We start from the raw sequence: 23,897 nt of genomic DNA, 5'->3' as shown, positions 1-23,897 counted from the left end.
TTGAGCCGCTCAGCTCGCTCGCTCACTGCTTCTCCTTGGCCACCGATAGGGATCACCCCTGGTCCGTAAGGTACTTTCTCCCTTCGGGCCGCTTGACGGCGGCGACGGAGGGAGGTCGAGCGTGGTACAGGCGTACATCCTCATCCAGACAGAGGTCGGTCGGGCACGTGACGTGGCCGGTCTCATCGCGGATCTCGCCGGTGTGGTCCGGGTCGACGCCGTCACCGGGCCGTACGACGTGGTCGTGCTCACCGAGGCCAACACCGTCGATGAGCTGGGCAAGCTCATCGTCAGCAACGTGCAGATGGTGCCGGGCATCACCCGCACCCTGACCTGTTCGGTGGTGCGACTGTAAGTGGACGAGACCACCGAGAAGCCGGCCGACGGCGACCGCACCGAGGGTGCGAAGAAGCCCGACCGGACCACTCGTTCCGCCGCGCTGATCGCCACCGCCGTGGCGCTGCCGGTGGCGCTGCTGGTGGGCGCGGTCGCCTGGGCCAATCTCCCGTCGAGCGAGCCGGCCGCCGCACCCACGGCGTCACCGAGCACGGCCGCTCCCCGGTCCACCAGCCCGGTCGAGATGGCGGCTCCGGAGCTGGCCGAACGACCGACCGTGGTCTGTCGCGCCCTGTTGTCACAGTTGCCGGACACGGTCCGCGAGCTGCCGCAACGGCCGGTCTCGGCCGGTCCCGAGCAGAACGCCGCGTACGGCGATCCGGCGTTGACGGTGGCCTGCGGTGCCGACCGGCCCGCCCTGGCCCGCGACGCGCATCTCTACCTGGTCAACTCGGTCTGCTGGTTTGCGGTGGAGGGGCCGGACGCGACGGAGCTGACCACGGTCGACCGGGAGACGGAGGTGACCCTGCGGGTGCCGCACTTCTACGGCGAGGCGTTGCAGTGGGCCGCTCCGATCTCCGCGACCATCGTCGAGTCGATCCCGTCGGGCGACTCGAAGCCCACCGGCTGCACCGCCTGACCCACCTGCCGACGGCGGGCCGCTCCGGTGGCGGGCCCGCCGCGTCGGGGTGGGGACTCAGTACTGCCCGGGTCCGCGGGTGAGCGCGGTGCGGATCAGCCGATCGACGAGCTTCGGGTACTCCAGGCCGGCCGCCGCCCACATCCGGGGGAACATCGACGTCGGCGTGAAGCCGGGCATCGTGTTGATCTCGTTGAGATAGACGTCCAGCTCCGGGGTGACGAAGAAGTCGGCCCGGGCCAGGCCGGCGCAGTCCAGGGCGGTGAAGGCCCGGACGGCGTAGTCGCGTACCTGCCGGGTGACCCGGTCGGGCAGGTCGGCGGGGAGGTCGTACTCGCAGGCCGACGCCGCGTCGATGTACTTGGCCTCGAAGTCGTAGAACTCGTAGTCGCCGACCACCCGCACCTCGGCGAGCACGGACGCCTCGGGCGTCCCGCCGGCCTCGCCCTCCAGCACGCCGCACTCGATCTCGCGACCGACGATGGCGCTCTCGACCAGCACCTTGTTGTCGATCTCCCGAGCGAAGGCGATCGCCGCCTCCAGGTCCGCCCAGTCGCTGACCTTGCTGACGCCGAACGAGGACCCGGCCCGCGAGGGCTTGACGAAGACCGGCAGGCCGAGCCGCTCCTTGTCCGCTTCGCTGAGCGTCATTCCGCTGCGCAGCACCGCGTACGGGACGACCGGGATGCCCTCGGCGGCGCAGAGCTTCTTGGTGAACTCCTTGTCCATCGCGGCGGCCGAGGCGAACACCTTCGCCCCGACGTACGGGATGCCGGCCATCTCCAGCATGCCCTGGATGGTGCCGTCCTCGCCGTAGGAGCCGTGCAGGACCGGGAAGACCACGTCCACATCGGCCAGCGCGCGGGGGCCGTCGGCCGGGTCGAGCACCAGCAGGCCGCTGCCGGTCGGGTCGGCGCGCAGCACGATGTCCACACCGGACGAAGCGGTGATCTCCGGCAGTTGACGCGCGCTGATCGCCAGTTGGGCGGGGTCGCCGTTGGTCAGCACCCACTGCCCGGCCCGGGTGATGCCCACCGGCACCACTTCGAACTCGTCGGGGTCCAGCGCGGCGAGCACGCTCCCGGCACTGACGCAGGAGATGCCGTGTTCCGGACTGCGGCCTCCGAAGACGATCGCCACGCGGGTCTTGCCTGGGGTGGTCACTGCGGTCACCTTTCCGGGACGCACTGCTGGCGCTCTCCCGGATGACCTTACTGTGCGTGGCGGGGCAGGGTGGCCGATACCCTGCGGGAACACGGGATGACAGCATTCGGTCAAGGCGGCATATACGGTGCGTTACCAGGCCAGGTCAGCCGACCAGTTCCCGCTCGCCGAACGCGTGCCGCCGGCCGATGGCGATCACCTTGACCCGCTGCCGGCCCGCGCGCACCATGCCCAGGGCCATGAACGCGCCGGCGATCCGGTCCGCCGCCTCCCGGCTGCTCGCGCCGACGACCTGGCGTCGGCGCTCCGGGGTGACCCGCTCGTTGCGTCCGTCCATCTCGTATGGACGGACGTCGGTCAGGACTACCAGGAAACGTGTCATCGCCGGCCGCCGAGGCGCTCGGCGCACACCCGCTGACCAGTTCGCACGTCGATTCCCTTCCGGTGGCCGACAACTGGCGCGGCACGCGGCGGTCGGGTACGGGGGAATAACCCGACCGCCGCGCGCCCCATCCCCTCCGGTCGCTCACCACCACCGTCGCCACGACAACCGGCGGTGAGGACGCGCTAACAGACTGACAGGTCCATGGGCATGAATGCAACTCTCACCGACGTTCTCTCATGTACAGAGTCCCAAATACGTGCGACCATCGATGCATGGCACCGAAGACCGCTCGCGCTCGCCGGTTGGGCCTCGCGCTGCGCCACCACCGGGAAGCCGCCGGCCTCACCTTGGAGGCCGCGGCGGACGAGATCAACAGCACCCGTAGCACGCTCTCCCGCTACGAGAACGCGCAGACACTGGTCAACCCCGCCACCGTGCGGGCGCTGCTCACCCTCTACGGCGTCAAGGCCGAGGACGTCGCCGCGGCCGTCGCGCTGGCCAAGGACGCGCGCAAGCCCGGCTGGTGGGTCTCGTACTCGTACCTGCTGGACCGGCGCACCATCGACTTCATCGCATTGGAGGCCGAGGCCACCGGCATCGCCAACTTCGAGCCGTCGGTGATGCCGGGTCTGTTGCAGACCGCCGACTACATCCGCGCGGTGATGCGGGGCGGACCGCACACGCTCAGCGACAACGACGTCGAGGAGCGGGTCCACATGCGGCTCGACCGGCAACAGCGGGTCTTCGAGCAGGACCCGCCGATCTTCGACGCGATCCTCGACGAGGCGGCGCTGCTGCGTCCCGTCGGCGACGAGTCGGCCATGCAGGGGCAGCTCAACCATCTGCTCAAGATGAGCGATCTGCCGAACATCACCGTGCAGGTGATCCCGCTGGTCGCCGGTTACCACCGGGGCACCCGAGGTTCGCTGCACATCCTCGAGTTCGCCGACCCGGAGGACCCGATCATCGCCTCGGTGGAGACCGTCGCCGGCCAGATGATCCTGGATCGGCCCGGTGACCTGCGCACCTGCACCAAGATCATGGAACACCTGCGGACTGTCGCACTCAGCCCGACGGACAGCCGTGACCTCCTGCTGAAAACCCTGAAGGGACGGTAAGAGAATGACACCGACGACCAACACCGTGGTGGCCGTGGCCGGGTGGCGCAAGAGCAGCCACAGCGGCGACGAGGGAGCCTGCGTGGAGGTGGCGGTCGTTCCCGGGACGGTGGCCGTACGCGACTCCAAGGACCCGGACGGCCCGCTGCTGCACTTCCCGCCGACCGCCTGGACCGCCTTCGCCCAGTCGCCCCCGACCCGCTGAACCGGGTCCGCACCCCCTGAGCCGTACCACCACACCGAGGACCGCTGACCGGGCCGGTAAGGGCACCGCCGGCCCGGTCAGCCCCGGCTCGGATGCCGACGCGCTTTCCCACCGGTGCTACCTTCACGGCCGACGTTGCCGCCCAGCAGCCGGGGGTCCGTGTGGAGAGAAGGTACGGCGTCCTGACCGCCGTCGTCGTGGCGACGGCCAGTCTCGCCATCATCGGTTCCCTCGCCGGCTACTACCTGGCCGATCCACGGTCGCCGTCCGTCGAGGCCGGGTCGGACCAGAGCCCGGAGAACGCGACGGACCGCAGCGGCACCCCCGCCCGGGACGCGGACGACGCTTCGCCGCCCCCGGCGGGCACCGACCGGCAGACGTACCGGCTCGACCGCCAGATCTACCAGCAGTCGTCGTTCAGCCTCACGCTGACCGGTGCCGAGACCTCCGCCGGCACGCTGCGGCTCACCTTCCGCTACCGCAACGACTCGCTGCTGCCGTGGCCATTGAGCTGCCCGAGCCGCGAGGACGACCTGAACTCCTCCGCGTTGACGCTCGCCGACGGCCGCACCGTACGCCCCACCGACACCTGGTGTGCCGCCGAACGGGCCGGCGAGACGGTCACCGTCGCCCCGGGACAGTCGACCGACACGTGGGGCGTCTTCCCGGTGTCCCCGTCCCCCACCGACCCCTTCTCGCTGAGCTGGTACGACTTCCCGGTCATCGAGGACGTCCGACTGGGCTGACCGGCGGCCGGGGATCAGCCGCCGACCAGCGGCCGGGATCAGTCGCCGACCAGCGGCAGTGGTGCCGGCAGGTCCCGGGCCGCCTCCAGCGCGGCGAGCGCGACGCCCCGCGCACCGGCCATGTCGCGCTCCGGCACCAACGCGAACGTGGCCAGAGCGGCCTGCTCCGCGCGGAGCGCGGTGTGCTCGCGTACCGCCGTGAGGAACCAGTCGCGGAACTCCGGGGCCGTCTCCACCACGCCACCACCGACGAAGTACGCGTGCGGATCGGTGAAGTTCGCCGCGATGGTGAACAGCGCGCCGAGCGCCCGCGCCTGCTGCGCGAAGATCTCCCGGGCCATCTCGTCGCCGCGCTCGCCGTACCCGCGTACCAGCTTGGCCCCGCGAGCCGGTGACTCGTCGGCCAGCGGGTGCCCCGGAAAGCGCGTCAGCCAGTACGGCAACAGGTTGCGGCCGATCGCGGTCAGCGAGGCCACGCTCTCCACGTCACCGGCGAAACCGCAGGCGCAGGTCGGCACCGGCTGCTCCGGGGCCAGCACGGTGGTCAGCGGGATCTGCACGTGCCCCAGCTCACCGGCCATGCCGGCCGCCCCGGACACCACCCGGCCGTTCTCCACCACGCCGCCACCCAGCCCGGTGCCGACGATCGCCGACACCGACGACCGCCGCATCGCGTCGGCGCCGAAGTGCACGTGGTGGGCGTAGAGCGCGGCGGCGTTGCCGTCGTTGTGATAGACCACCGGCAGCCCGAGTCGGTGCTCCAGCGCGCCCCGCACGTCGTACCCGCGCCAGGCCGGCTGGGAGAAGTTCGTCGAGCCCTTCGACGAGATCACCCCGGTGGCGCTGGCCGGGCCCGGCGTGTCCAGCCCGACCGCCCGGACCGACTCGCGGGGCACCCCGGTCCGGGTCAGCACGCCGTCGAAGGCCCGTGCCATCGCCGCCACCGCCGCCTCCGGCCCGGCCTGCACCTCGCTGGGCGTCTCCACCAGCTCGTCCACCAGGAACCGCCCGTCGAGGGTCAGGACCGTGGTGTTGTTGCTCGTTCCTCCGTTGTCGATCCCGACGACCACCGGCACCGCTGCGCCACTCACCCGAAACCCGCCTCCCGCCGTCCGAACCTGACGCGAGGTTAGTTCTCGGTCCGCCGGCCCGCCATGTGTGCCGGGCCGTTCCCGTCCCGGTGTCCGGCACGGACCGGCTTGCAGGCGGTCATCGCGGTGGCCCCCAGATCGGCGTCGCGGAGCACCTCCGGCACCAGACCGACCCCGGTCAGCACCGCCCCCAGTTCGTCCACCTGGTCCTCGCCCACCTCCACCACCAGGTGCCCGCCGGGGGCGAGCCAGCGCGACGCGGTGGTGGCGACCCGGCGCAGCACCGCCAGGCCGTCCGGGCCGCCGTCCAGCGCCACCGGCGCCTCGTACCGGCGGGACTCGGGCGGCAGCAACGGCAGCGCCGCCGTCGGCACGTACGGGGCGTTCGCCACCACCAGGTCCAGGGCACCCCGGCAGGCGGCCGGCAGCGGCGTGAACAGGTCGCCGCAGAGCACCGGCACCGCCAGGTCGGCCAGGTTCCGTCGGGCGCAGGCCACCGCCGCCGGATCCAGGTCGACCGCGGCCACCAGCCGGGGCGCGGTGAGCCGACCGGCCAGCGCCCGGGTCACCGCACCGGAACCGCAGCACAGCTCCACCACGGCCGCGGCCGGTCCGGTCACCGCCACGGCGGCCGAGACCAGCAGCGCGGTACGCGACCGGGGCACGAAGACCCCCGGCCGTACGCCGATCCGCTCGCCGCAGAACTCCGCCCAGCCGAGCACGTACTCCAACGGTTCGCCGGCGACCCGCCGGTCGACCAGCCCGGCCAACGTCTCCGGGCTGTCGGCCCCCTCGACCAGCAGCCGACTCTCGTCCTCGGCCCAGACACAACCGGCCTCCCGCAGCCGGCGCGCCAGGGCGTCGATCTCGGCCGGGGAGACGGGCTCCATCAGGCTGCCGCGTCCAACGCGGCCGTCACGTCGGCGACCAGGTCGACGGTGTCCTCCACCCCGCAGGAGAGCCGGACGAAGCCGGGTGCGGTGTCGTCGCCCCACTGCGCGCGCCGGTCGGCCGTGGTGTGCAGGCCGCCGAACGAGGTCGCCGCCCCGACCAGCCGGGCCGCGTCGAGGAACCGGGCGACCCGGTCGGCGTCGGCCAGGTCGAAGGAGAGCACCCCCGGCATCCGCCGCAGTTGCCGCGACGCCACCGGGTACGCCGGGTCGTCCGGCAGTCCCGGCCAGCGCACCCCCGACACGTCGGGACGGGCCACGAGCAGTCGGGCCAGCGCCTCGGCGTTCGCCGTCTGCCGGGCCAGCCGCAGGTCGAGCGTGGCCAGCGAGCGGTGGGCCAGCCAGGCGTCGAACGCCCCGGGCACCGAACCGGTGACCGTCCGCCAGGTGGTGGCCTGCTCCAGTAACGGCGTCGACCGGGTCGCGAGGTAGCCGAGCAGCAGGTCGGAGTGCCCGGTCAACGCCTTGGTGCCGGAGGCCACCACCAGGTCCGCGCCGAGGTCGAGCGGACGCTGACCGAGCGGGGTGGCGGTGGTGTTGTCCACCGCCAGCAGGGCGCCGGCCGCGTGCACCCGCTCGGCCAGGGCGGGCAGGTCCACCACGTCGAGTCCCGGGTTGGCCGGCGTCTCCACCAGCACCAGGCGTACCCCGGTGAAGTCCGGGTAGGGCCCGGCGGTCGGCGCGAACAGCACCCGGACCCCGTTGCCGGCCAGCGTGTCGGTGGCGAACGCGCGCACCGGGAAGTAGCCGTCGGCGGGCAGCACCACGGTGTCACCGGCCCGCAGCACCGCCAGCAGCAGGCCGGTGATCGCCGCCTGGCCACTGGCGAAGACCCGGCAGTCGCCGCCCTCCAGCTCGCCGATCGCCGCCTCCAGCAGGCGACGGGTCGGGTTGTCCGGCCGCCCGTAGCCGTTCGGCGCCGCCGCCGGTCCCTGCCGGGGATCCAGGTGGTACGGCGCGGCGAAGACCGGACCGGGCAGGAAGGGCGCGCCGGGCGTCGGCTCGGGCAGTCCCGCGTGTACGCACCGGGTGCCGTCACCGGCCGACCCGAACGTCCGGTCGTCCCGCTCGGGGGAAGGGGTACGCATCTCGTCCACGCGACTCACTCCGGCTTGGTGGTGCGGCTCATCAGCGCCCGGACCGCGCGCCGAGGGTCGACGCCCTCGTGGCAGACCAGCTCGACCTGCTCGGTGATCGGCATTTCCACACCGTGCGCGCGGGCCAGGTCCCGGATCGCCAGCGCGCTCTTCACGCCCTCGGCGGTCTGCCGGGTGGCCACCCGCGCCTCCTCCAGCGTCGCGCCCCGACCCAGGTGCTCGCCGAAGGTGCGGTTGCGGGCCGACGGCGACGAGCAGGAGGCCACCAGGTCACCCATGCCGGCCAGGCCGGCGAAGGTGAGCGGGTCGGCACCGAGGGCCACCCCGAGCCGGGCCGTCTCGGCCAGTCCCCGGGTGACCAGCATCGCCCGGGTGTTGTGACCGAACCCCATGGCGGTGGCGATGCCGTACGCCAGGGCGATCACGTTCTTCACCGCCCCGCCCAGCTCGCAGCCGATCACGTCGTCGTTGGTGTACGGCCGGAAGTACGGCGTGGTGATCGAGTGCTGCACCTGCGCGGCACGGTCGGCGTCGGTGCCGGCGACCACGGTGGCGGCCGGCTGCTCGGCCGCGATCTCCGGGGCCAGGTTGGGCCCGGAGACCACCACCACGCGGTCCGCCGCCACCCCGGCGGTCTCCACGATGACCTCGCTCATCCGCTTGGTGGTGCCGAGCTCGATGCCCTTCATCAGCGAGACCAGGGTGGCATCGGGGTGCAGGTGACCGACCCACTCGGCGAGGTTGCCGCGCAGCGTCTGCGACGGCACCGCCAGCACCACCATCTCGGCGCCCTCGATCGCCTCGGCGGCGTCACCGGTGCCGGTGACCCGCTGCGGCAGCACCACTCCCGGCAGGTACTCCGGATTGCACCGCTCGTCCCGGAGGACGTCGGCGATGGACTGTCGCCGCGCCCAGATCGTGACGTCCCGTCCGGCGTCGCCGAGGATCTTGGCGAACGCGGTCCCCCACGACCCGGCCCCCAGCACCGCCACATGTCCGCTCATGCCGGCACTCCGCTTCGCTGCGTGCCGCCACGAGACACCACCACACTGCGCTGACGATTCACTCGCTGACGCTCGCTCATGCCGGCACTCCGCTTCGCTGCATGCCGCCACGAGACTGACGCTCGCTCATGACGTCGCCTCGGGGCGGTCGGCGTTGGCGTTGGCGCGGGAGGTGCGCTGCCACAGCGGCGGCGGTGTGCCGCCCCGGATCTCGGCAAGCAGGTCCCGCACCCGCAGCATGATCACGTCGGTCATCTCCTCCAGCACCGCCCGGCTCGGCGCGGCTCCGGCCCAGCGACTCAGGTCGACCGGCGGACCGGCCACCACGCTGACCGGGATGCGGGGGCGCGGGTTCAGCCGGGCCCGGCGCGGGTCGAAGATCTGCTCCGGGCCCCACATCGCCACCGGCACGACCGGGGCACCGGTGGTCAGCGCCAGCCGGGCCGCGCCGGTCTTGCCCTTCATCGGCCACAGGTCCGGCTCCCGGCTGGTGGTGCCCTCCGGATAGATGATCACCGCCGCGCCCTCATTCAGCGCCTTGACCAGGGCTTCCAGCGACTTGGCCGCGTCGACTGAGCCGCGCTCCACCGGGATCTGGCGGCACCGTTGCAGGATCCAGCCGACCACCGGGACCTTGAACACGCTCGCCTTGCCGAGGAACTGCGGCCACCGGCCGGCGTCGTAGACGAAGTGCGCCGACACCAGCGGATCGGCGTGCGAGATGTGGTTCGCCACGATGATCACCGGACCGTCCTGCGGCAGGTGCTCCATGCCCCGCCAGGTACGCCGGGTCCAGACGGTCACCACCGGCTTGACCAGCACCACGGCGAACCTCCGCCAGAACCCCAGCCTGCGCCGACCCACCGTGCCTCCTCGTGCCCACCCCGACCCGCCCACCGGAGAGATCCGGTGACGCCCGCAGCCGAAATCATGCCTGTTCGCCCCTGGTACGGCCAGTGAGGGTACCGCCGACGGGCTGGCAGGATGACAGGTGTGAGTCAGCCCTGGAGCGTGGTGGTGCCGGTCAAACGCCTGGTCGCCGCCAAGTCGCGGCTGCGTGGCGGGCTGCCCGGCGTACCCCACGAGGAGCTGGCGCTGGCGCTCGTGGCCGACACCCTCGACGCGGTGCGGGCCTGTCCCGAGGTGGTCGAGGTGCTCGTGGTCACCGACGACGCCCGGGTCCGGGCCGAGGCCCTCGCGGCCGGGGCGCAGGTGCTGGCGGACGTCGCGGACGCCGGACTCAACGGCGCGTTCCGGCACGGTGCGGCACAGGTGTCCGGTCCGGTGGCCGGGATCACCGCCGACCTTCCGGCGCTGCGTCCGGTCGAGCTGGCGGCGGCGCTGCGCGCGGCGCGGGACGCCCCGCCCGGCGTCCGCTGCTTCGTGGCCGACGCGCCGGGTACCGGCACCGTGCTGCTGACCGCGCCGGCCGGCGTGCCCCTCGGGCCGTGTTTCGGGCCCGGTTCGGCCGCGGCGCACGCGGCGAGCGGTGCCCGGCCGCTGGCCGGCGACTGGCCCAGCCTGCGCCGAGACGTGGACATTCCGGACGACCTGGCCGCCGCCGCCCGGCTCGGGCTCGGGCCGCGCACCGCACGACTGGCCGCCGGCTGCCTCACCGGCTGAGCCACCCCTGCGGTGTACGGTGCTGGACATGCAGGGCACGGTGGCGACCTTCGACGCGGCGACCCGCAGCGGGCTGCTGCTGCTCGACGACGGCACCGAGCTGTCCTTCCCGGCCCGCGCCTTCGACGCCTCCGGGCTGCGGCTGCTCCGGCTCGGCCAGCGGGTCCGCGTCGAGACCGACGCCGCCGGGGACGTGATCCGCGTGACCCTGCCGACGATGTCCTGACCTACCCAGCGGAAGTTCATTTTGCGTTAACCCGAGTCGGGTGATTATGAGCAGGTGAGCACCCCTCGCGAACGTAACGCCAGTCCCGCCGGCACCGACGACGACACCAGCCGCGACGCAGGTCGCTCCCGGGGATCCGACGGGCGCTTCCGCCGTACCCGGCCGACGACCGACCCGAACGGCACCGACCCGGCCGCCGCCTCCACCGGGCTGGAGGAGGTTATCGACCCGGTGTCCGGGCCGGGTGCCACGGCACCGTCCGGCGACGAGCCGCCATCAGTCCGGCCGCTGCCGGAGGACCGGTTCCTCAACCGGGAGCTGTCGTGGCTCGACTTCAACGCCCGGGTCCTGGCGCTGGCCGAGGACCCGCACACCCCGCTGCTGGAGCGGGCGAAGTTCCTGGCCATCTTCGCCAGCAACCTCGACGAGTTCTACATGGTGCGGGTGGCCGGGCTCAAGCGCCGGCTCTCCGCCGGCCTGCCGGTGCGCGGCGGCGACGGCATGCCGCTGCGTACCCAGTTGGCGCTCGTCGCCGAGAAGGCCGCCACCCTGGTCACCCGACACGCCACGTGCTTCGTCGACGACGTGCTGCCCAAGCTCGCCGACGAGGACATCCGGATCCTGCGCTGGTCCGACCTGGGTGACGCCGAGCGGGACCGGCTGCGCGCCTACTTCCGGGAGCAGATCTTCCCGGTGCTCACCCCGCTCGCGGTCGACCCGGCCCACCCGTTCCCGTACATCTCCGGTCGGTCGTTGAACCTGGCCGTGTCGGTGCGCGACCCGGACGGCGGGCCCGAGTTGTTCGCCCGGGTGAAGGTGCCCAACAACGTGCCCCGGTTCGTCCGCGTCGACCGGGACCAGCCCGGGGTGCGGATGGTGCCGGTCGAGGACGTCATCTCGGTGCACCTCGGCCAGCTCTTCTCCGGCATGCAGGTGGTGGAGTGCCACCTGTTCCGGGTCACCCGCAACGCCGAGGTCGAGGTGGACGAGGACCGCGACGAGGACCTGCTCCAGGCGCTGGAACGGGAGTTGGCCCGGCGTCGCTTCGGCCCACCGGTACGGCTGGAGGTGGCCGCCTCCATCTCCGATCACATGCTGGAGCTGCTCGTTCGCGAACTGGACATGGACGCCCAGGACGTACTGCGGGTCCGGGGCCTGCTCGACCTCTCGGCGCTCTGGCAGTTGTACGGCGAGGCCGACCGGCCCGACCTCAAGGACCCGCCGTTCGTGCCGGCCACCCATCCCCGGCTCGCCGAGGGCGAGGTGCCGCGCAGCGTCTTCGCCACCCTGCGCGACGGGGACGTGCTGGTGCACCACCCGTACCACTCGTTCGCCACCAGCGTGCAGCGCTTCGTGGAGCAGGCCGCCGCCGATCCGCACGTGCTGGCCATCAAGCAGACGCTCTACCGCACCAGCGGCGACTCGCCGATCGTGGACGCGCTGGTCGACGCCGCCGAAGCGGGCAAGCAGGTGGTGGTGCTGGTGGAGTTGAAGGCGCGGTTCGACGAGGTGGCCAACATCGGGTGGGCGCGCACCCTGGAACGGGCCGGCTGTCACGTGGTCTACGGCCTGGTCGGGCTCAAGACACACTGCAAGACGGCGTTGGTGGTACGCCAGGAGGGCAACCAGATCCGGCGCTACTGCCACATCGGCACCGGCAACTACCACCCGAAGACGGCCCGGCTCTACGAGGACTTCGGCATGCTCACCGCCGACCCGGAGATCGGGGCCGACCTGACCGACCTGTTCAACGTGCTGACCGGTTACAGCCGGCAGACCGCGTACCGGCGGCTGCTGGTGGCGCCGCAGGGCATCCGCAGCGGCCTGATCGAACGCATCGAACGGGAGATCGCCCACGTCCGGCTGGGCATGCCGGGACTCGTGCAGTTCAAGGTGAACGCGCTGGTCGACGAGGAGATCACCGACGCGTTGTACCGGGCCTCCCAGGCCGGCGTCCACGTCGACCTCATCATCCGGGGCATGTGCACGTTGCGGCCCGGCGTACCGGGGCTGTCGGAGAACATCCGGGTCCGCTCGATCCTCGGCCGGTTCCTGGAACACTCCCGCGTCTTCCGGTTCGGCAACAACGGCGACGCCGAGTTCTGGATCGGCTCCGCCGACCTGATGCACCGCAACCTGGACCGGCGGGTCGAGGCGCTGGTCCAGGTCAGCGACCCGGTGGCCCGGGCCGAACTGGACCAGGTGTTCGGTGCCGCGATGAGCCCCGACATCGACGCGTTCGAGTTGGCCGCCGACGGGAGTTGGACCCGACGTAACGGCACGACCGACGCGCCACCGGCCCACCTGCAGGGGATGCTGCTGCGTCGGGTCGGCAGCACCGCCGGGTGAGCGACGGCGGAATAGGCTGAGCGGATGATCGAGGAGGAACGGCGACGGACCGGATGACCGACGTGATCGAGATCCGGGCGGCCGGCGGCGTGGTGTGGCGGCCCGGATCGTACGACGACGTCCAGGTCTGTCTGGTGCACCGCCCCCGGTACGGCGACTGGACCCTGCCCAAGGGCAAGCTGGAGCCGGGCGAGCATCCGTTGGCGGCAGCCGTCCGGGAGGTCGCCGAGGAGGCCGACGCGCGGGCCGCGCCCGAGGTGCGCCTGCCCTCGGTGCGGTACCGCAGCGAGGGCAGTCTCAAGGAGGTCGACTACTGGTCGATGCGGGCGATGGGCACCGGCGGCTTCCAGCCGGGCACCGAGGTCGACGCGGTGCGTTGGCTCGACGTGGACGACGCGGTGGCGCTGGCCAGCTACCCGCACGACGCGGAGATCCTGGCCGCGTTCGCCGCCCTGCCCCGGGTCACCGCCACCATGGTGCTGGTCCGGCACGGCCACGCCGGCAAGCGGTTGACCTGGTCCGGCCCGGACACGGCCCGGCCGTTGGACGACCGGGGCTGGTCGCAGGCGCGGGCGTTGGCACCGCTGATCGCGCTGACCCGGCCGAGCCGGCTGTTGTCGGCGTCACCGCGCCGCTGCGTACAGACCCTGGACCCGGCCGCCGAGACGCTGGACCTGCCGATCGAGATCAGCGGCGACCTGGACGAGCCCCTCGCCGGCCAGCAACCCGACGAACGGGTCCTCGCCGCGGCGGCGCGGATGGCCGCGCTGGCCGCCTCCGGCGAACGTACGGCGGTGTGCAGCCAGGGCAAGGTGATCCCGGGCGCGCTGGAACGCCTCGCCGGGCAGGACGGCGACTACGACACCGACAAGGGCACGGGCTGGCTGCTCGCCTTCAGCGACGACCGCCTCGTCGCCGCCGACCGGCTCTGATCCGAGGTCAGCCGGCACCGCCGGGCAGGGTGAGGGTGACCGCGACCGGCAGGTGGTCGCTGGCGGTGCCGGGGGTCGCGACGGCGTCGGAGGCGACCAGGTCGGGTGAGACGAAGACGTGGTCGATCTGCTCGCGCGGGTCGTCGGCCGGGCTGGTTGGCACCGGGCGGGCGGCGGCGAACGCGTCGACCAGACCGGCACCGGTGAGCGCGGTGAAGGCCGGGTCGCCCGGCTCGGTGTTGAAGTCACCGGCGACCACCAGCGGCAGGCCGTCGGCGTACCCGGTGGCGAACTCGGCGACGGCACGGGCCTGCACCACCGGATCCGCGCCGGGCGGTGGTTGCAGGTGCGTGCTCACCACGGCCAGGCGTACGCCCTCGCTGAAGTCCACGGTCACGCCGAGCGCCTGCGCGCCGGTGGGTGCGCCCACGGCGGGCAGCACCCGGGTCCGGGCCCGGTCCACCGGCCACCGGCTGAGCACCGCGTCGCCCCAGAGCGCGTCGGCGGCCGGCGCGAAGACGTAGGGCAGGCCCAGCCGGTCGGAGAGCAGGTGCAGGGTGTCGTGGCCGCCGTTGAGCAGCCAGCCCCGGTCCACCTCGCTGAGCGCCACCACGTCGGCGCCCCGGACCGCCCGTTCCAGGGCGGGCAGGTCGAACCGGCCGTCCATGCCGAAGCCCATCCGGATGTTGTAGGCCACCACCCGTATCTGCTCCGGCGGACCGGGCCGGTTGGTCGCCACCGGCCACGGCTCGTGCACCACCGCGGCGACGACGGCGGTCAGCGCGGCGAGCACGGCGATCGGCACCCTGGGCAGCCGGGCGAACGTGGTGGCCCCCTGGACGGCCGGAGCAGCCGCTGGAGCGCCGAACTCCTCGGTGGCCGGTGCGGTGGCCGGACGGGGCCGAAGACGGCCCTCCAGCGCGATCAGGCCGGTCAGCGCGGCCACCAGGGCCGGCAGCCACCCGTTGGGATAGCCGAGGTCGTAGGCGGCGTAGTAGAGCACCGAGACGACCGCGAAGACAAGCATGCCGCCCACCGCCGCGTACCCCCGACGGGTCGCGGACCGAACCGACGGCACGGCGGCCCCGTCGGCCGACGCCAGGCAGCCGCCCAGACCGGCCGCGCTGAGCAGCACCGCGACGGTCAGCATCGCCGGCGGGCCGTACCCGAACAGCAGGGCACCGGCCAGCAGCAGCCCCGGCCACACCAGTCGGGTACGCGGCCGGGGCGGAGTCAGGGCGGCGGGCAGGAACACCGCCAGCGCCACGCCGAGCGGCGCGAACGCGAACAGCGGGGTCGAGGCGGTGCCCGCCGCGCCGAACCAGTAGGACGTCGCGGTGCTCACCACCGCCGGTGACAACGCCACCATGCCGCCCAGCAACAACGCCGGCCCGACGAGCAACCACGCCCGACCGTGCGGCACCGGCGTGGACGCACCGGGACGACGGGCGAGCAGGACCTCACCGGCGAGCAGCGCCACCACCATCACACCGCCGGCCACCCACGCCGCCCAACTCCCCCGCCACACCAGGTCGTACGTGCCGACCAGCACGTGCCCGAGCGCCGCGGCGGCCAGTCCGAGCGCCAGTCCGGGTACGGTGCGCTCGCCCCGGGCCGCGGTCGCGGCGAGCCACACCAGACCGGCGAGCAGGCCGGCGCTGGCGAGCCAGAGCTGCGCGTCGCCGCCGGGGCCGGCGGTGAGGGCGAGCCGGGCGACGCCCAGCAGCGCCACGGTCACCACGCCGACCACGCGGCCGCCGACCAGCCGGACGAGCGGCGGTGCGGCGAGCGCCAGCACGAACCAGCCGAGGGCGAACGCCCCGAGCAGCTCGGCCGGGGTCGACGCGGCCTGCCCGAAGATGGTGATGACCGACGGCAGGAACACCCGCAGCACGTCGGTCAGGACGACGAGACCGAGGGCCAGGGTGGCGGTACCGAGATGGCGGTGACGCGACACGATTCCTCTTTCGCCGAGGGGTGGTCCGGCGATTCTGGGCGTCGTGCCCCGCCCCGTCAACGCCTCTCGGAGGCGGACCTTCGGCGGCGGACCCGACGGACATGGCGAGGGCGCCCGCCGTGCGGCGGACGCCCTCGTCGTACGACCGGCTCAGCGCCGGGTCGCGCTCTTCCTGGCCGGCGCCTTCTTCGCCGGTGCCTTCTTGGCCGTCGCGGTCTTCTTGGCCGCGGTGGCCTTGGACGCCGTGGCGGTCTTCTTCGCCGGGGCGGCCTTCTTCGTGGCGGTCGTCTTCTTGGCGGTCGTCTTCTTGGCCGCGGCGGTGGTCTTGGTCGCCTTGGCCGCGGTCGTCTTCTTCGCCGCCGCCGTGGTCTTCGTGGCGGTCGTCTTCTTCGCCGCGGTGGCCTTCGCCGTGGTCGTCTTCTTGGCAGCGGTCGCCTTCGCACCCGTCGCCTTCGCACCGGTCGCCTTCGCACCGGTGGTCTTGGCGGTGGCCGCGGCGGTCTTCTTCGCCGCCGCCGTGGCCTTCGGCACCTTGCCGTTGGCCACCATCTCCTTGAACCCAGCGCCCGGACGGAAGGTCGGCACCGAGGTCTTCTTGACCTTCACCGCCTCCCCGGTACGCGGGTTGCGGGCTGTTCGCGCGCCCCGTACGCGCTTCTCGAACGCTCCGAATCCGGTGATCGCCACCTTCTCGCCCTTGGTGACCGCCGCCTGGACCTCAGCGAGGACCGCGTCGAGCGCGGCCGTCGCCGTTTTCCGGTCCCCCAGGCGAACGGCGAGCGCCTCGATGAGCTCGGCCTTGTTCACTACTTCCTCCTGATTGTGCAACTGACTCGACGCGAGCCATTCTGCGCGCACGGTATGCCCTGTGCTGCCCGGACACAAACATTCGGTGGAAAAAAGCCCTTGTGTCGTAACGGATTCGCCCCCACCGGTGGCACCGGTGGGGGCGGAATCGGCGACGGAGCCGGGTGAACGGGCTAGGCGACGCGGGGCAGGAAGGGCGGCCGAGTGCCCTCGAAGGCACTGATCTGCGCCTCGTGACGAAGGGTGAGTCCAATGTCGTCCAAGCCCTCCATCAGCCGCCAGCGGCTGAAGTCGTCGAGGGGGAACGACCACGTGGAACCGCCCGCCTGGACCTGCCGGGCGGTGAGGTCGACGGTGATCGCGGCTTTCGGGTCGGACTCGACCAGGGCCCAGATCTCCTCGACGGCTTTCAATTCCAGCTCGACCGGGAGCAGACCCTCCTTGAGGGCGTTGCCGCGGAAGATGTCACCAAAGCGCGGCGAGATCACCGCCTGGAAGCCGAAGTCGCGCAACGCCCACACGGCGTGCTCCCGCGACGACCCGGTACCGAACTCCGGACCGGCCACCAGAATCGAGGCACCCGAATATGATTCATCGTTGAGGACGAATCCCGGGTCCTCCCGCCACGCGCTGAACAACCCGTCGGCGAATCCGGTACGGGTCACCCGCTTGAGGTACACGGCCGGGATGATCTGATCCGTGTCCACGTCGGACCGACGCAGCGGCACGGCGGTGCCGGTGTGCACGGTGAACTTGTCCATCTGTCGCAGCCCTTCTCTACAGGTCGGCGGGGGCGGCCAGCCGACCGGCCACGGCGGTGGCGGCGGCGACCGGCGGGCTCACCAGGTGGGTACGCCCACCCCGGCCCTGCCGGCCCTCGAAGTTCCGGTTCGAGGTGGAGGCGGAACGCTGCCCCGGGGAGAGCGTGTCCGGGTTCATGCCCAGGCACATCGAGCAGCCGGCGAAGCGCCACTCGGCACCCGCGTCGGTGAAGACCTTGTCCAGCCCCTCGGACTCGGCAGCCTCGCGAACCGCGGCGGAGCCTGGCACGACCAGCATGCGTACGCCGTCGGCGACCTGGTGGCCGCGCAGCACGTCGGCGGCGGCCCGCAGGTCCTCCAGCCGACCGTTGGTGCAGGAGCCGACGAAGACCACGTCGACCGAAAGGTCCCGCAACGGCATACCGGGCCGCAGGTCCATGTACTCCAGGGCCCGACGGGCGGCGGCCCGCTCGGGCTCGGTGCCGAAGTCGTCCGGGTTCGGCACCGCCGCGCCCAGCGGCGCGCCCTGGCCCGGGTTCGTGCCCCAGGTCACGAACGGCGTGATCTCGGCGGCGTCCAGCGTCACCTCGGCGTCGAACGTCGCGCCCTCGTCGGTGGGCAGCGTCCGCCAGTACGCGACCGCGGCGTCCCAGTCCGCGCCGGCCGGCGCGTTCGGCCGCCCCTTCAGGTACGCGAAGGTGGTCTCGTCCGGCGCGATCATGCCGGCCTTGGCACCCCACTCGATGGACATGTTGGCGATGGTCATCCGGCCCTCCATGGAGAGCGCCCGGATCGCCTCGCCCCGGTACTCCACGATGTGCCCGCGCCCGCCGCCAGTGCCCACCTTCGTGATGAGCGCGAGGACCAGGTCCTTGGCGGTGACGCCGGGACCGAGCTGGCCGTTGACGGTGACCGCCATCGTCTTGGGCCGGGCCTGCGGCAGCGTCTGGGTGGCCAGGACGTGTTCGACCTCACTGGTGCCGATGCCGAACGCCAGCGCACCGAACGCGCCGTGGGTGGCGGTGTGCGAGTCGCCGCAGACGATCGTCATGCCGGGCTGGGTGAGCCCGAGCTGCGGCCCGATGACGTGCACGATGCCCTGGTTCTCGTCGCCGAGCGGGTGCAGCTTCACGCCGAACTCGGCGCAGTTGCGGCGCAGCGTCTCGATCTGCGTCCGGGAGGTGGGGTCGGCGATGGTGAGCAGGTCACCACGGCGCTGCCGGAACGAGGGATCGGCGTACCCGGTCGGGGTGTTGTGGTCCTCGGTCGCGAGCGTGAGGTCGGTACGGCGCACCGGGCGACCGGCGAGCCGCAGCCCGTCGAAGGCCTGCGGGCTGGTCACCTCGTGCAGCAGGTGCAGGTCGATGAAGAGCAGATCGGGCTCACCATCGGCGGACCGGACGACGTGCGCGTCCCAGACCTTCTCGGCCAGGGTCCTCGGCTCAGGAGTGACTCCCACCATCTGGACATCCTAAATTCTGGGAGGTAAATTTCGGCTTGTGGGACACAGTATGAGCGGTGTCGGCGTTCTCGACAAGGCGGTGGTCATCCTGGCCGCCTGTGTCGACGGCGCCAGCCTGGCCGAACTCGTTGAACGCACCAAGCTGCCCCGGGCCACCGCGCACCGGCTGGCACAGGCGCTGGAGATCCATCGGATGCTGGTCCGGGACACCCAGGGCCGCTGGCGTCCCGGTCCACGTCTGGGCGAACTGGCGAACGCCGCACCGGACGTGCTGCTGACCGCCGCCGAGCCGCTGCTGGCCGCCCTGCGCGACGCCACCGGCGAGAGCGCGCAGCTCTACCTGCGCCGGGCGGACGAACGGATCTGCGTGGCCGCCGCCGAACGCGCCAGCGGCCTGCGGGACACCGTCCCGGTGGGTTCGGTGCTGCCGATGGTGGCCGGTTCGGCGGCGCAGATCCTGCTCGCCTGGGAGCCGCCCGAGGCGGTGATGCCGCTGCTGCCCCGGTCCAAGTTCACCGGCCGCACCCTCGCCGAGGTACGCCGCCGAGGCTGGGCGCAGAGCGTCGCCGAACGCGAGGCCGGTGTGGCGAGCGTCTCCGCACCGATCCGGGACCGCACCGGCCGGGTCATCGCCGCGATCAGCATCTCCGGCCCCATCGAACGGCTCGGCCGCCGCCCCGGCGAACGTCACGCCATGGCCGTCGTCCGCGCCGGCCAACGCCTCTCCGGCCTCTAACCCCCCTCTCCCCCTCCCCTCCCCACCCCACCCTCCCCACCCTCCCCACCCCCGGCTTGTTCGCGGTGATCAAGAAGTTTTGGTCACCGACAGGGCCCGAGCCCGACGCAAACTCCTTGGTCAACTTCGCCTGGGAGTGGGCTGGGGTGGGGTGGGGCGGGAGTGGGGGTAACGGGGGCGGGGGGGTGGGATGGGTGAAGCCCGCCTCGCGGGGCGAGACGGGCTTCGGTGTGGTAGCCCCGACCGGATTCGAACCGGCGCTACCGCCTTGAGAGGGCGGCGTCCTGGGCCGCTAGACGACGGGGCCAAGACTTTCCTGGTTCACCACCCCTGCGGGCGGTGCGGCAGTAGTCTAGCGGCGTCCCTCGCAGCGGCGGAATCTGGGGTGGGACGGTGCCGTCCGGCGAGGTCGGGGGCGGTTTCACCCGATCGGGTGAGGCGCGACACCCGGCCGGCGACACCCGGCGCGCGACACCCAGCCTGCGGCAGCCCGGCCGGAGGGAGGGAGACGGGGGCGGGCGGCAGGAGGTGGGGCCGGGCGGAAGTTGGGCGGGCTGAGACCAGGCGGCAAGAGGGCCGGGCGGGCAAGAGGCCGGGCGGTCGAGCGCGCATCGGCTGCCGCAACTGGGCTCACGCACCACAGCGAAACGGCCCGACCCGCTGAGCGGGACGAGCCGTCACCTGAATCTGTAGCCCCGACCGGATTCGAACCGGCGCTACCGCCTTGAGAGGGCGGCGTCCTGGGCCGCTAGACGACGGGGCCAGAACACATTGCGACACCACCGCGCGGTGGTGTCGCCAAACTCTACCAGAACTCGTGACCGAGGCCCCTTGCAGAGCATCGGTGCTGAACTCCAACAGAATCCAGCGGCCTCGATTCTTGCGAATCTCGGCTGCGCTGGGGTACCAGGACTCGAACCTAGACTAACTGAACCAGAATCAGTTGGGCTGCCAATTACCCCATACCCCATTGGCCCCTTGCGGTGCCGGGGGCAAACTCTACCCTCCCGGCACCGACGGGCCAAATCGACTTCCCCAAACCGCCCTTGAGCTGCGTAAACGGCGGTCAGGTCGCGGACACGACAGGGTTGGCCAACTCGCCGATCCCCTCGATCCGGACGGCCACCGTATCCCCGTCCGTGAGCGGGCTAACCCCCGCCGGAGTGCCGGTCAGGACGATGTCGCCGGGAAGCAGCGTCATCACGTGCGAGACGTACGACACCAGGGCCGGCACGTCGAAGACCATGTCCCGGGTACGGCCGAGCTGACGGACCTCCATCTCCTCCGGGTCGCGTCCCACCTCGCAGCGGATCTCCAGGTCGGTGACGTCCAGTCCGGTGGTGATCCACGGACCGATCGGGCAGAACGAGTCGAACCCCTTGGCCCGGGTCCACTGGCTGTCGGAACGCTGGAGGTCCCGGGCGGTGACGTCGTTGGCGCAGGTGTAGCCGAAGATCGCCCGTTCGGCGGCGGCCCGGTCGGCGCGGCGGGCACCCGGGGCGCCGATGACCACGGCCAACTCCGCCTCGTGCTCCACCTGCTTGCTGAACTCGGGCAGGCGGATCGCGTCCCGGGGGCCGATGACTGAGGTGGAGGGCTTGAGGAAGAGCAGCGGCTCCTTCGGTACCTCGTTGCCGTGCTCGGCGGCGTGCTCGGCGTAGTTGCGGCCGACACAGACCACCTTGCTGGGCAGGATCGGCGAGAGCAGGCGGACGTCGGACAGCGCCCACCGGACACCGCTGAACGTGATCTGGCCGAACGGGTGTCCGGTGATCTCGGCGACGGTCAGCCCCTGCGGGCCCGCCTCCGGCTCCCCCTCGACGACACCGAACGACATTCCCTTGGCATGAGCGAAACGAGCGATACGCACCAGGCCAATCTAGTCCGGTCGCAGACCGGACCGCCCAGGCCAATCCCGTCGCGTCGCAGACCGGACCGCCCAGGCCAATCCCGTCGCGTCGCAGACCGGACCGGCCAGGCCGATGCGGTCCGGCCGGATCGACGGTGGCGCACCATACCTGCGACGATCAGCGTCGGGGCCGGATTCGTCGCTTCGTACCCGCACGACGTGCGCGCGCACCTAGCGTCGGCTGCGGAGGTTCGTTCGCATGCCTGCATCGACACGACACCACAGGAAGCTCGCGGCGATCGTGCACTGCGTCGGTCTGCTCACGGCGCTGCCGGTCCTGCCGGCGGCCACCGCCCCGGACGCACCGGCGCCCGGTCGGCCGCACGCGGCAGCCGCCACGCCCGAGCCCACCATGCCGTCGGCCCCGCCAGCGGTGCCCACGCCGACCCGGGTCGCCCCGCCGGTGGCCAGGCCGGAGGTCAGCGTGGCGGTGAGACCGCAGAACACCGCCGCGCCCGGCTACCGGATCGAGGTCCGCAACCGGGGCGATGCGCCGGTCTCCACCACGGTGCGCCAGGAACTGCCGCAGGGCGCCACGGCGACGACGATCAGCGGTGGCGGCCGGGAGGTACGCCCCGACGGGTCACCGGCGACCGAGGTGACCTGGCGTCTGAGCCTGCCGCCGCGCAGCACCAGGACGTTGGACACCACGTTGACCGCCGCCTCCGCGCAGCAACCGCTGACCACGCCCGCCTGCGCCTACGGCACCGACGACCAGCAGCCGTACGACTGCGCGTCGGCCACCTGGACGTCGCCGGACGCACCGGCGGCCGGTGCGGCGGAGTCGGGCTGGCGGCACCAGGCGCCCGCGCTGCTGGCCGGTGCGGTCGCGGTGCTGGTGCTCGGCGTGATCGGCTTCGTCACCTGGCGTCGACGCAGGCGACCGGTCGCCGCCGCGCTGGCCTCGGAGGGACGGGGGACGGTGTACCCGCGCCCGGCCACGCCCCGGCCCCCGGTCCGTCGCCGTACGCCGCCGGTCTGGCTGGTGGTGCCGGTGGCCGCGACGGTGCTCATCGTCACGATCGGTGTGGCGGCGTGGACCGCCACCCGGCGGGTCGCCGCAATCGACACCGACAGCCAGCCGACCAGCGGCGCCTGGAAGGGCACCGGGATCAGCGGTGGGATCGGCGTGCCGCTGACCGAGGACGCGTTCGAGTTCACCGTCTATCGGATGGCCTGTGAGCCGGGCCGGGGCGCCCGCCAGTGCCAGGCGACCGTGGGGGTGCGCAACGTCACCCCGGAGCACCAGAGCTGGCACGGCAAGTTGCAGCGGGCGTACCTGGCGGACGGCAACTGGGTCACTACCGACGAGCAGGCCACCCGGCGGGCCAACCGGGGGCGGGACGTCTTCGCCGAGCCGATGGCGGCGGGCAGTCGTACGGTGCTGCCGCTGGTCTTCACGGTCAACGGCGCGGAGCCGCCCCGGCACCTGGAGTTGCGCAGCGGGGTCTTCTCCGCCGGCGTGCGGGTGGACGTGCCCTGACCGGCGGTCGGGCGGCGGTCGTACCCTGGGACGATGACCGCCGCCCTCGCCCCCGCCGTGCTCGACGCGGCCGACTGGCAGGCACGCCGCCGCGCCCACGAGGAGCGAGTGGACGGCTGGCTCAGCGGGCACCTGGAGCGTCGCAGGCGGGGCGAGAAGCATCCGGTGGAGGACTTCCTCTTCACCTACTATTCGTGCCGGCCGGCGCAGTTGCGCCGATGGCATCCGGGTGTGGGGGTGCTGTTGCGCGAGGCGGACGCGGTCGACTTCGGTCCGGACTACCGGCTGGTCGACGGTGGGGTCGTCCTCGACACCGGGGCGGTCCTGGCCCGTCGTGCCGAGTCGGTGCGCTGGATCGGATCCCTGCTGGCGGCGACCTCGGGACGCCCCGCCCACCTGGGCTGTTTCGGGATGCACGAGTGGGCGATGGTCTACCGGCAGAACCAGGACGAGGTCCGGCACCGCGCCTGGCCGCTGCGGCTGAGCCCGGAGCGCACCGCCGAGGTCGTCGAGGAGCGGGGCGTACGGTGCAGCCACTTCGACGCGTACCGATTCTTCACCGAGCCGGCCCGCCCGCTCAACGTGCTCCGGCCGACCCGGGACACGCAGCACGACCACGAGCAGCCGGGCTGCCTGCACGCCAACATGGACCTGTACAAGTGGGCGTACAAACTCTCCCCGCTGGTGCCGTCGGAGCTGGTCGCCGATGCCTTCGCGCTGGCCCGGGAGATCCGCACGCTGGACATGCGGGCCTCGCCGTACGACCTGGCGGCGCTCGGCTACCCGCCGGTGCGGGTGGAGACCCCGGAGGGGCGGGCCGCGTACGCCGGGGCGCAGCGGGATTTCGCCGAGCGGGCCGCAATGCTGCGCGATCGGCTGCTGGCGGCGATCCCCGTCTGACAACCGGGCGGGGCCA

At 72.4% G+C, this 23,897-nt stretch carries 24 protein-coding genes and 3 tRNA genes; 12 read left to right on the top strand and 15 right to left on the bottom strand.

Annotated elements, in window-relative coordinates:
• Positions 1–121 precede the first annotated feature (121 nt).
• Both ACZ31C_RS16725 and ACZ31C_RS16720 read left to right on the top strand, forming a co-directional pair.
• A complete protein-coding gene (locus ACZ31C_RS16725) occupies positions 122–355 on the top strand; it encodes an Lrp/AsnC ligand binding domain-containing protein (protein WP_088646044.1) in 234 nt (77 codons plus the stop codon).
• Positions 356–976: a DUF3515 domain-containing protein gene (locus tag ACZ31C_RS16720; RefSeq protein ID WP_465796045.1), complete on the top strand. Its 621-nt coding sequence runs from the start codon at positions 356–358 to the stop codon at positions 974–976.
• 57 nt (positions 977–1,033) lie between these two features.
• On the opposite strand, the gene ACZ31C_RS16715 is transcribed toward ACZ31C_RS16720, so the two are convergent.
• Entirely contained in the window at positions 1,034–2,140 is a 1,107-nt protein-coding gene (locus ACZ31C_RS16715; RefSeq protein ID WP_465796044.1) for a D-alanine--D-alanine ligase family protein, read from the bottom strand.
• A gap of 145 nt (positions 2,141–2,285) precedes the next feature.
• Positions 2,286–2,522, bottom strand: coding sequence for a hypothetical protein (locus ACZ31C_RS16710; RefSeq protein ID WP_396749178.1), 237 nt, complete (start codon positions 2,520–2,522; stop codon positions 2,286–2,288).
• 275 nt (positions 2,523–2,797) lie between these two features.
• Between ACZ31C_RS16710 and ACZ31C_RS16705 the strand changes: the two genes are divergently transcribed.
• The 3 genes from ACZ31C_RS16705 to ACZ31C_RS16695 all read left to right on the top strand — a co-directional run bounded on the left by ACZ31C_RS16705 (position 2,798) and on the right by ACZ31C_RS16695 (position 4,594).
• Entirely contained in the window at positions 2,798–3,643 is an 846-nt protein-coding gene (locus ACZ31C_RS16705) for a helix-turn-helix domain-containing protein (protein WP_465796043.1), read from the top strand.
• A gap of 4 nt (positions 3,644–3,647) precedes the next feature.
• Positions 3,648–3,848, top strand: coding sequence for a DUF397 domain-containing protein (locus ACZ31C_RS16700; protein WP_396691755.1), 201 nt, complete (start codon positions 3,648–3,650; stop codon positions 3,846–3,848).
• 161 nt (positions 3,849–4,009) lie between these two features.
• Entirely contained in the window at positions 4,010–4,594 is a 585-nt protein-coding gene (locus ACZ31C_RS16695; RefSeq protein WP_465796042.1) for a hypothetical protein, read from the top strand.
• A gap of 38 nt (positions 4,595–4,632) precedes the next feature.
• On the opposite strand, the gene ACZ31C_RS16690 is transcribed toward ACZ31C_RS16695, so the two are convergent.
• From ACZ31C_RS16690 to ACZ31C_RS16670, 5 genes are all read right to left on the bottom strand, one after another.
• Entirely contained in the window at positions 4,633–5,685 is a 1,053-nt protein-coding gene (locus ACZ31C_RS16690) for an ROK family protein (RefSeq protein ID WP_465796041.1), read from the bottom strand.
• A 38-nt stretch (positions 5,686–5,723) separates the two neighbouring features.
• Positions 5,724–6,575, bottom strand: coding sequence for a putative protein N(5)-glutamine methyltransferase (locus ACZ31C_RS16685; RefSeq protein ID WP_465796040.1), 852 nt, complete (start codon positions 6,573–6,575; stop codon positions 5,724–5,726).
• On the bottom strand, positions 6,575–7,723 hold the full coding sequence (locus ACZ31C_RS16680; RefSeq protein WP_465796238.1) for a cystathionine gamma-lyase: 1,149 nt from the start codon (positions 7,721–7,723) through the stop codon (positions 6,575–6,577). Before ACZ31C_RS16680 ends, ACZ31C_RS16685 begins: the two co-directional genes overlap by 1 nt.
• A gap of 14 nt (positions 7,724–7,737) precedes the next feature.
• Positions 7,738–8,736, bottom strand: coding sequence for an NAD(P)H-dependent glycerol-3-phosphate dehydrogenase (locus ACZ31C_RS16675; RefSeq protein WP_449947273.1), 999 nt, complete (start codon positions 8,734–8,736; stop codon positions 7,738–7,740).
• Positions 8,737–8,862: 126 nt separating this feature from the next.
• On the bottom strand, positions 8,863–9,600 hold the full coding sequence (locus ACZ31C_RS16670) for a lysophospholipid acyltransferase family protein (protein WP_465796039.1): 738 nt from the start codon (positions 9,598–9,600) through the stop codon (positions 8,863–8,865).
• A gap of 129 nt (positions 9,601–9,729) precedes the next feature.
• On the opposite strand from ACZ31C_RS16670, the gene cofC reads away from it, so the two are divergent.
• From cofC to ACZ31C_RS16650, 4 genes are read left to right on the top strand one after another with little or no spacing between them, the layout of a single operon-like run.
• The gene (gene cofC / locus ACZ31C_RS16665; protein ID WP_465796038.1) at positions 9,730–10,359 is read left to right on the top strand and encodes a 2-phospho-L-lactate guanylyltransferase; all 630 of its coding nucleotides are present in this window, start codon (positions 9,730–9,732) and stop codon (positions 10,357–10,359) included.
• A 28-nt stretch (positions 10,360–10,387) separates the two neighbouring features.
• A complete protein-coding gene (locus ACZ31C_RS16660) occupies positions 10,388–10,585 on the top strand; it encodes a cold-shock protein (protein ID WP_350693606.1) in 198 nt (65 codons plus the stop codon).
• 54 nt (positions 10,586–10,639) lie between these two features.
• Positions 10,640–12,934, top strand: a complete 2,295-nt coding sequence (locus ACZ31C_RS16655; RefSeq protein ID WP_465796037.1) for an RNA degradosome polyphosphate kinase — start codon at positions 10,640–10,642, stop codon at positions 12,932–12,934.
• 53 nt (positions 12,935–12,987) lie between these two features.
• Positions 12,988–13,866: an NUDIX hydrolase gene (locus ACZ31C_RS16650; RefSeq protein WP_465796036.1), complete on the top strand. Its 879-nt coding sequence runs from the start codon at positions 12,988–12,990 to the stop codon at positions 13,864–13,866.
• A gap of 7 nt (positions 13,867–13,873) precedes the next feature.
• On the opposite strand, the gene ACZ31C_RS16645 is transcribed toward ACZ31C_RS16650, so the two are convergent.
• The 4 genes from ACZ31C_RS16645 to leuC form a co-directional block, all read right to left on the bottom strand.
• Positions 13,874–15,823, bottom strand: a complete 1,950-nt coding sequence (locus ACZ31C_RS16645; RefSeq protein WP_465796035.1) for an endonuclease/exonuclease/phosphatase family protein — start codon at positions 15,821–15,823, stop codon at positions 13,874–13,876.
• Between the two features lie 150 nt (positions 15,824–15,973).
• On the bottom strand, positions 15,974–16,630 hold the full coding sequence (locus ACZ31C_RS16640; RefSeq protein WP_350693600.1) for an HU family DNA-binding protein: 657 nt from the start codon (positions 16,628–16,630) through the stop codon (positions 15,974–15,976).
• Positions 16,631–16,803: 173 nt separating this feature from the next.
• Positions 16,804–17,391 (bottom strand): 3-isopropylmalate dehydratase small subunit, encoded by a 588-nt coding sequence (gene leuD / locus ACZ31C_RS16635; RefSeq protein WP_396749203.1) that lies wholly within the window; start codon positions 17,389–17,391, stop codon positions 16,804–16,806.
• A gap of 16 nt (positions 17,392–17,407) precedes the next feature.
• Positions 17,408–18,853 carry a 3-isopropylmalate dehydratase large subunit gene (gene leuC / locus ACZ31C_RS16630; protein WP_465796034.1) on the bottom strand — a complete coding sequence of 482 codons (1,446 nt, stop codon included), beginning with the start codon at positions 18,851–18,853 and terminating at the stop codon, positions 17,408–17,410.
• A gap of 49 nt (positions 18,854–18,902) precedes the next feature.
• On the opposite strand from leuC, the gene ACZ31C_RS16625 reads away from it, so the two are divergent.
• Complete coding sequence (locus ACZ31C_RS16625; protein ID WP_091084913.1) at positions 18,903–19,589, top strand: IclR family transcriptional regulator; 687 nt, start codon at positions 18,903–18,905, stop codon at positions 19,587–19,589.
• A 231-nt stretch (positions 19,590–19,820) separates the two neighbouring features.
• On the opposite strand, the gene ACZ31C_RS16620 is transcribed toward ACZ31C_RS16625, so the two are convergent.
• The 4 genes from ACZ31C_RS16620 to ACZ31C_RS16605 form a co-directional block, all read right to left on the bottom strand.
• Positions 19,821–19,896 (bottom strand) — tRNA-Glu (locus ACZ31C_RS16620).
• Positions 19,897–20,279: 383 nt separating this feature from the next.
• A tRNA-Glu gene (locus tag ACZ31C_RS16615) sits at positions 20,280–20,352 on the bottom strand.
• A 135-nt stretch (positions 20,353–20,487) separates the two neighbouring features.
• Positions 20,488–20,559, bottom strand: a tRNA-Gln gene (locus tag ACZ31C_RS16610).
• A gap of 96 nt (positions 20,560–20,655) precedes the next feature.
• Positions 20,656–21,459 carry a fumarylacetoacetate hydrolase family protein gene (locus tag ACZ31C_RS16605; RefSeq protein WP_350693595.1) on the bottom strand — a complete coding sequence of 268 codons (804 nt, stop codon included), beginning with the start codon at positions 21,457–21,459 and terminating at the stop codon, positions 20,656–20,658.
• A gap of 238 nt (positions 21,460–21,697) precedes the next feature.
• On the opposite strand from ACZ31C_RS16605, the gene ACZ31C_RS16600 reads away from it, so the two are divergent.
• Both ACZ31C_RS16600 and ACZ31C_RS16595 read left to right on the top strand, forming a co-directional pair.
• Entirely contained in the window at positions 21,698–22,981 is a 1,284-nt protein-coding gene (locus ACZ31C_RS16600) for a hypothetical protein (RefSeq protein ID WP_465796033.1), read from the top strand.
• Between the two features lie 33 nt (positions 22,982–23,014).
• Positions 23,015–23,881, top strand: a complete 867-nt coding sequence (locus ACZ31C_RS16595) for a 3-methyladenine DNA glycosylase (protein ID WP_465796032.1) — start codon at positions 23,015–23,017, stop codon at positions 23,879–23,881.
• The last annotated feature ends 16 nt before the right edge of the window (positions 23,882–23,897 follow it).

It is taken from the genome of Micromonospora sp. NPDC023869, from assembly GCF_055559695.1.
This window is presented reverse-complemented; position numbering and strand designations above follow the sequence as displayed.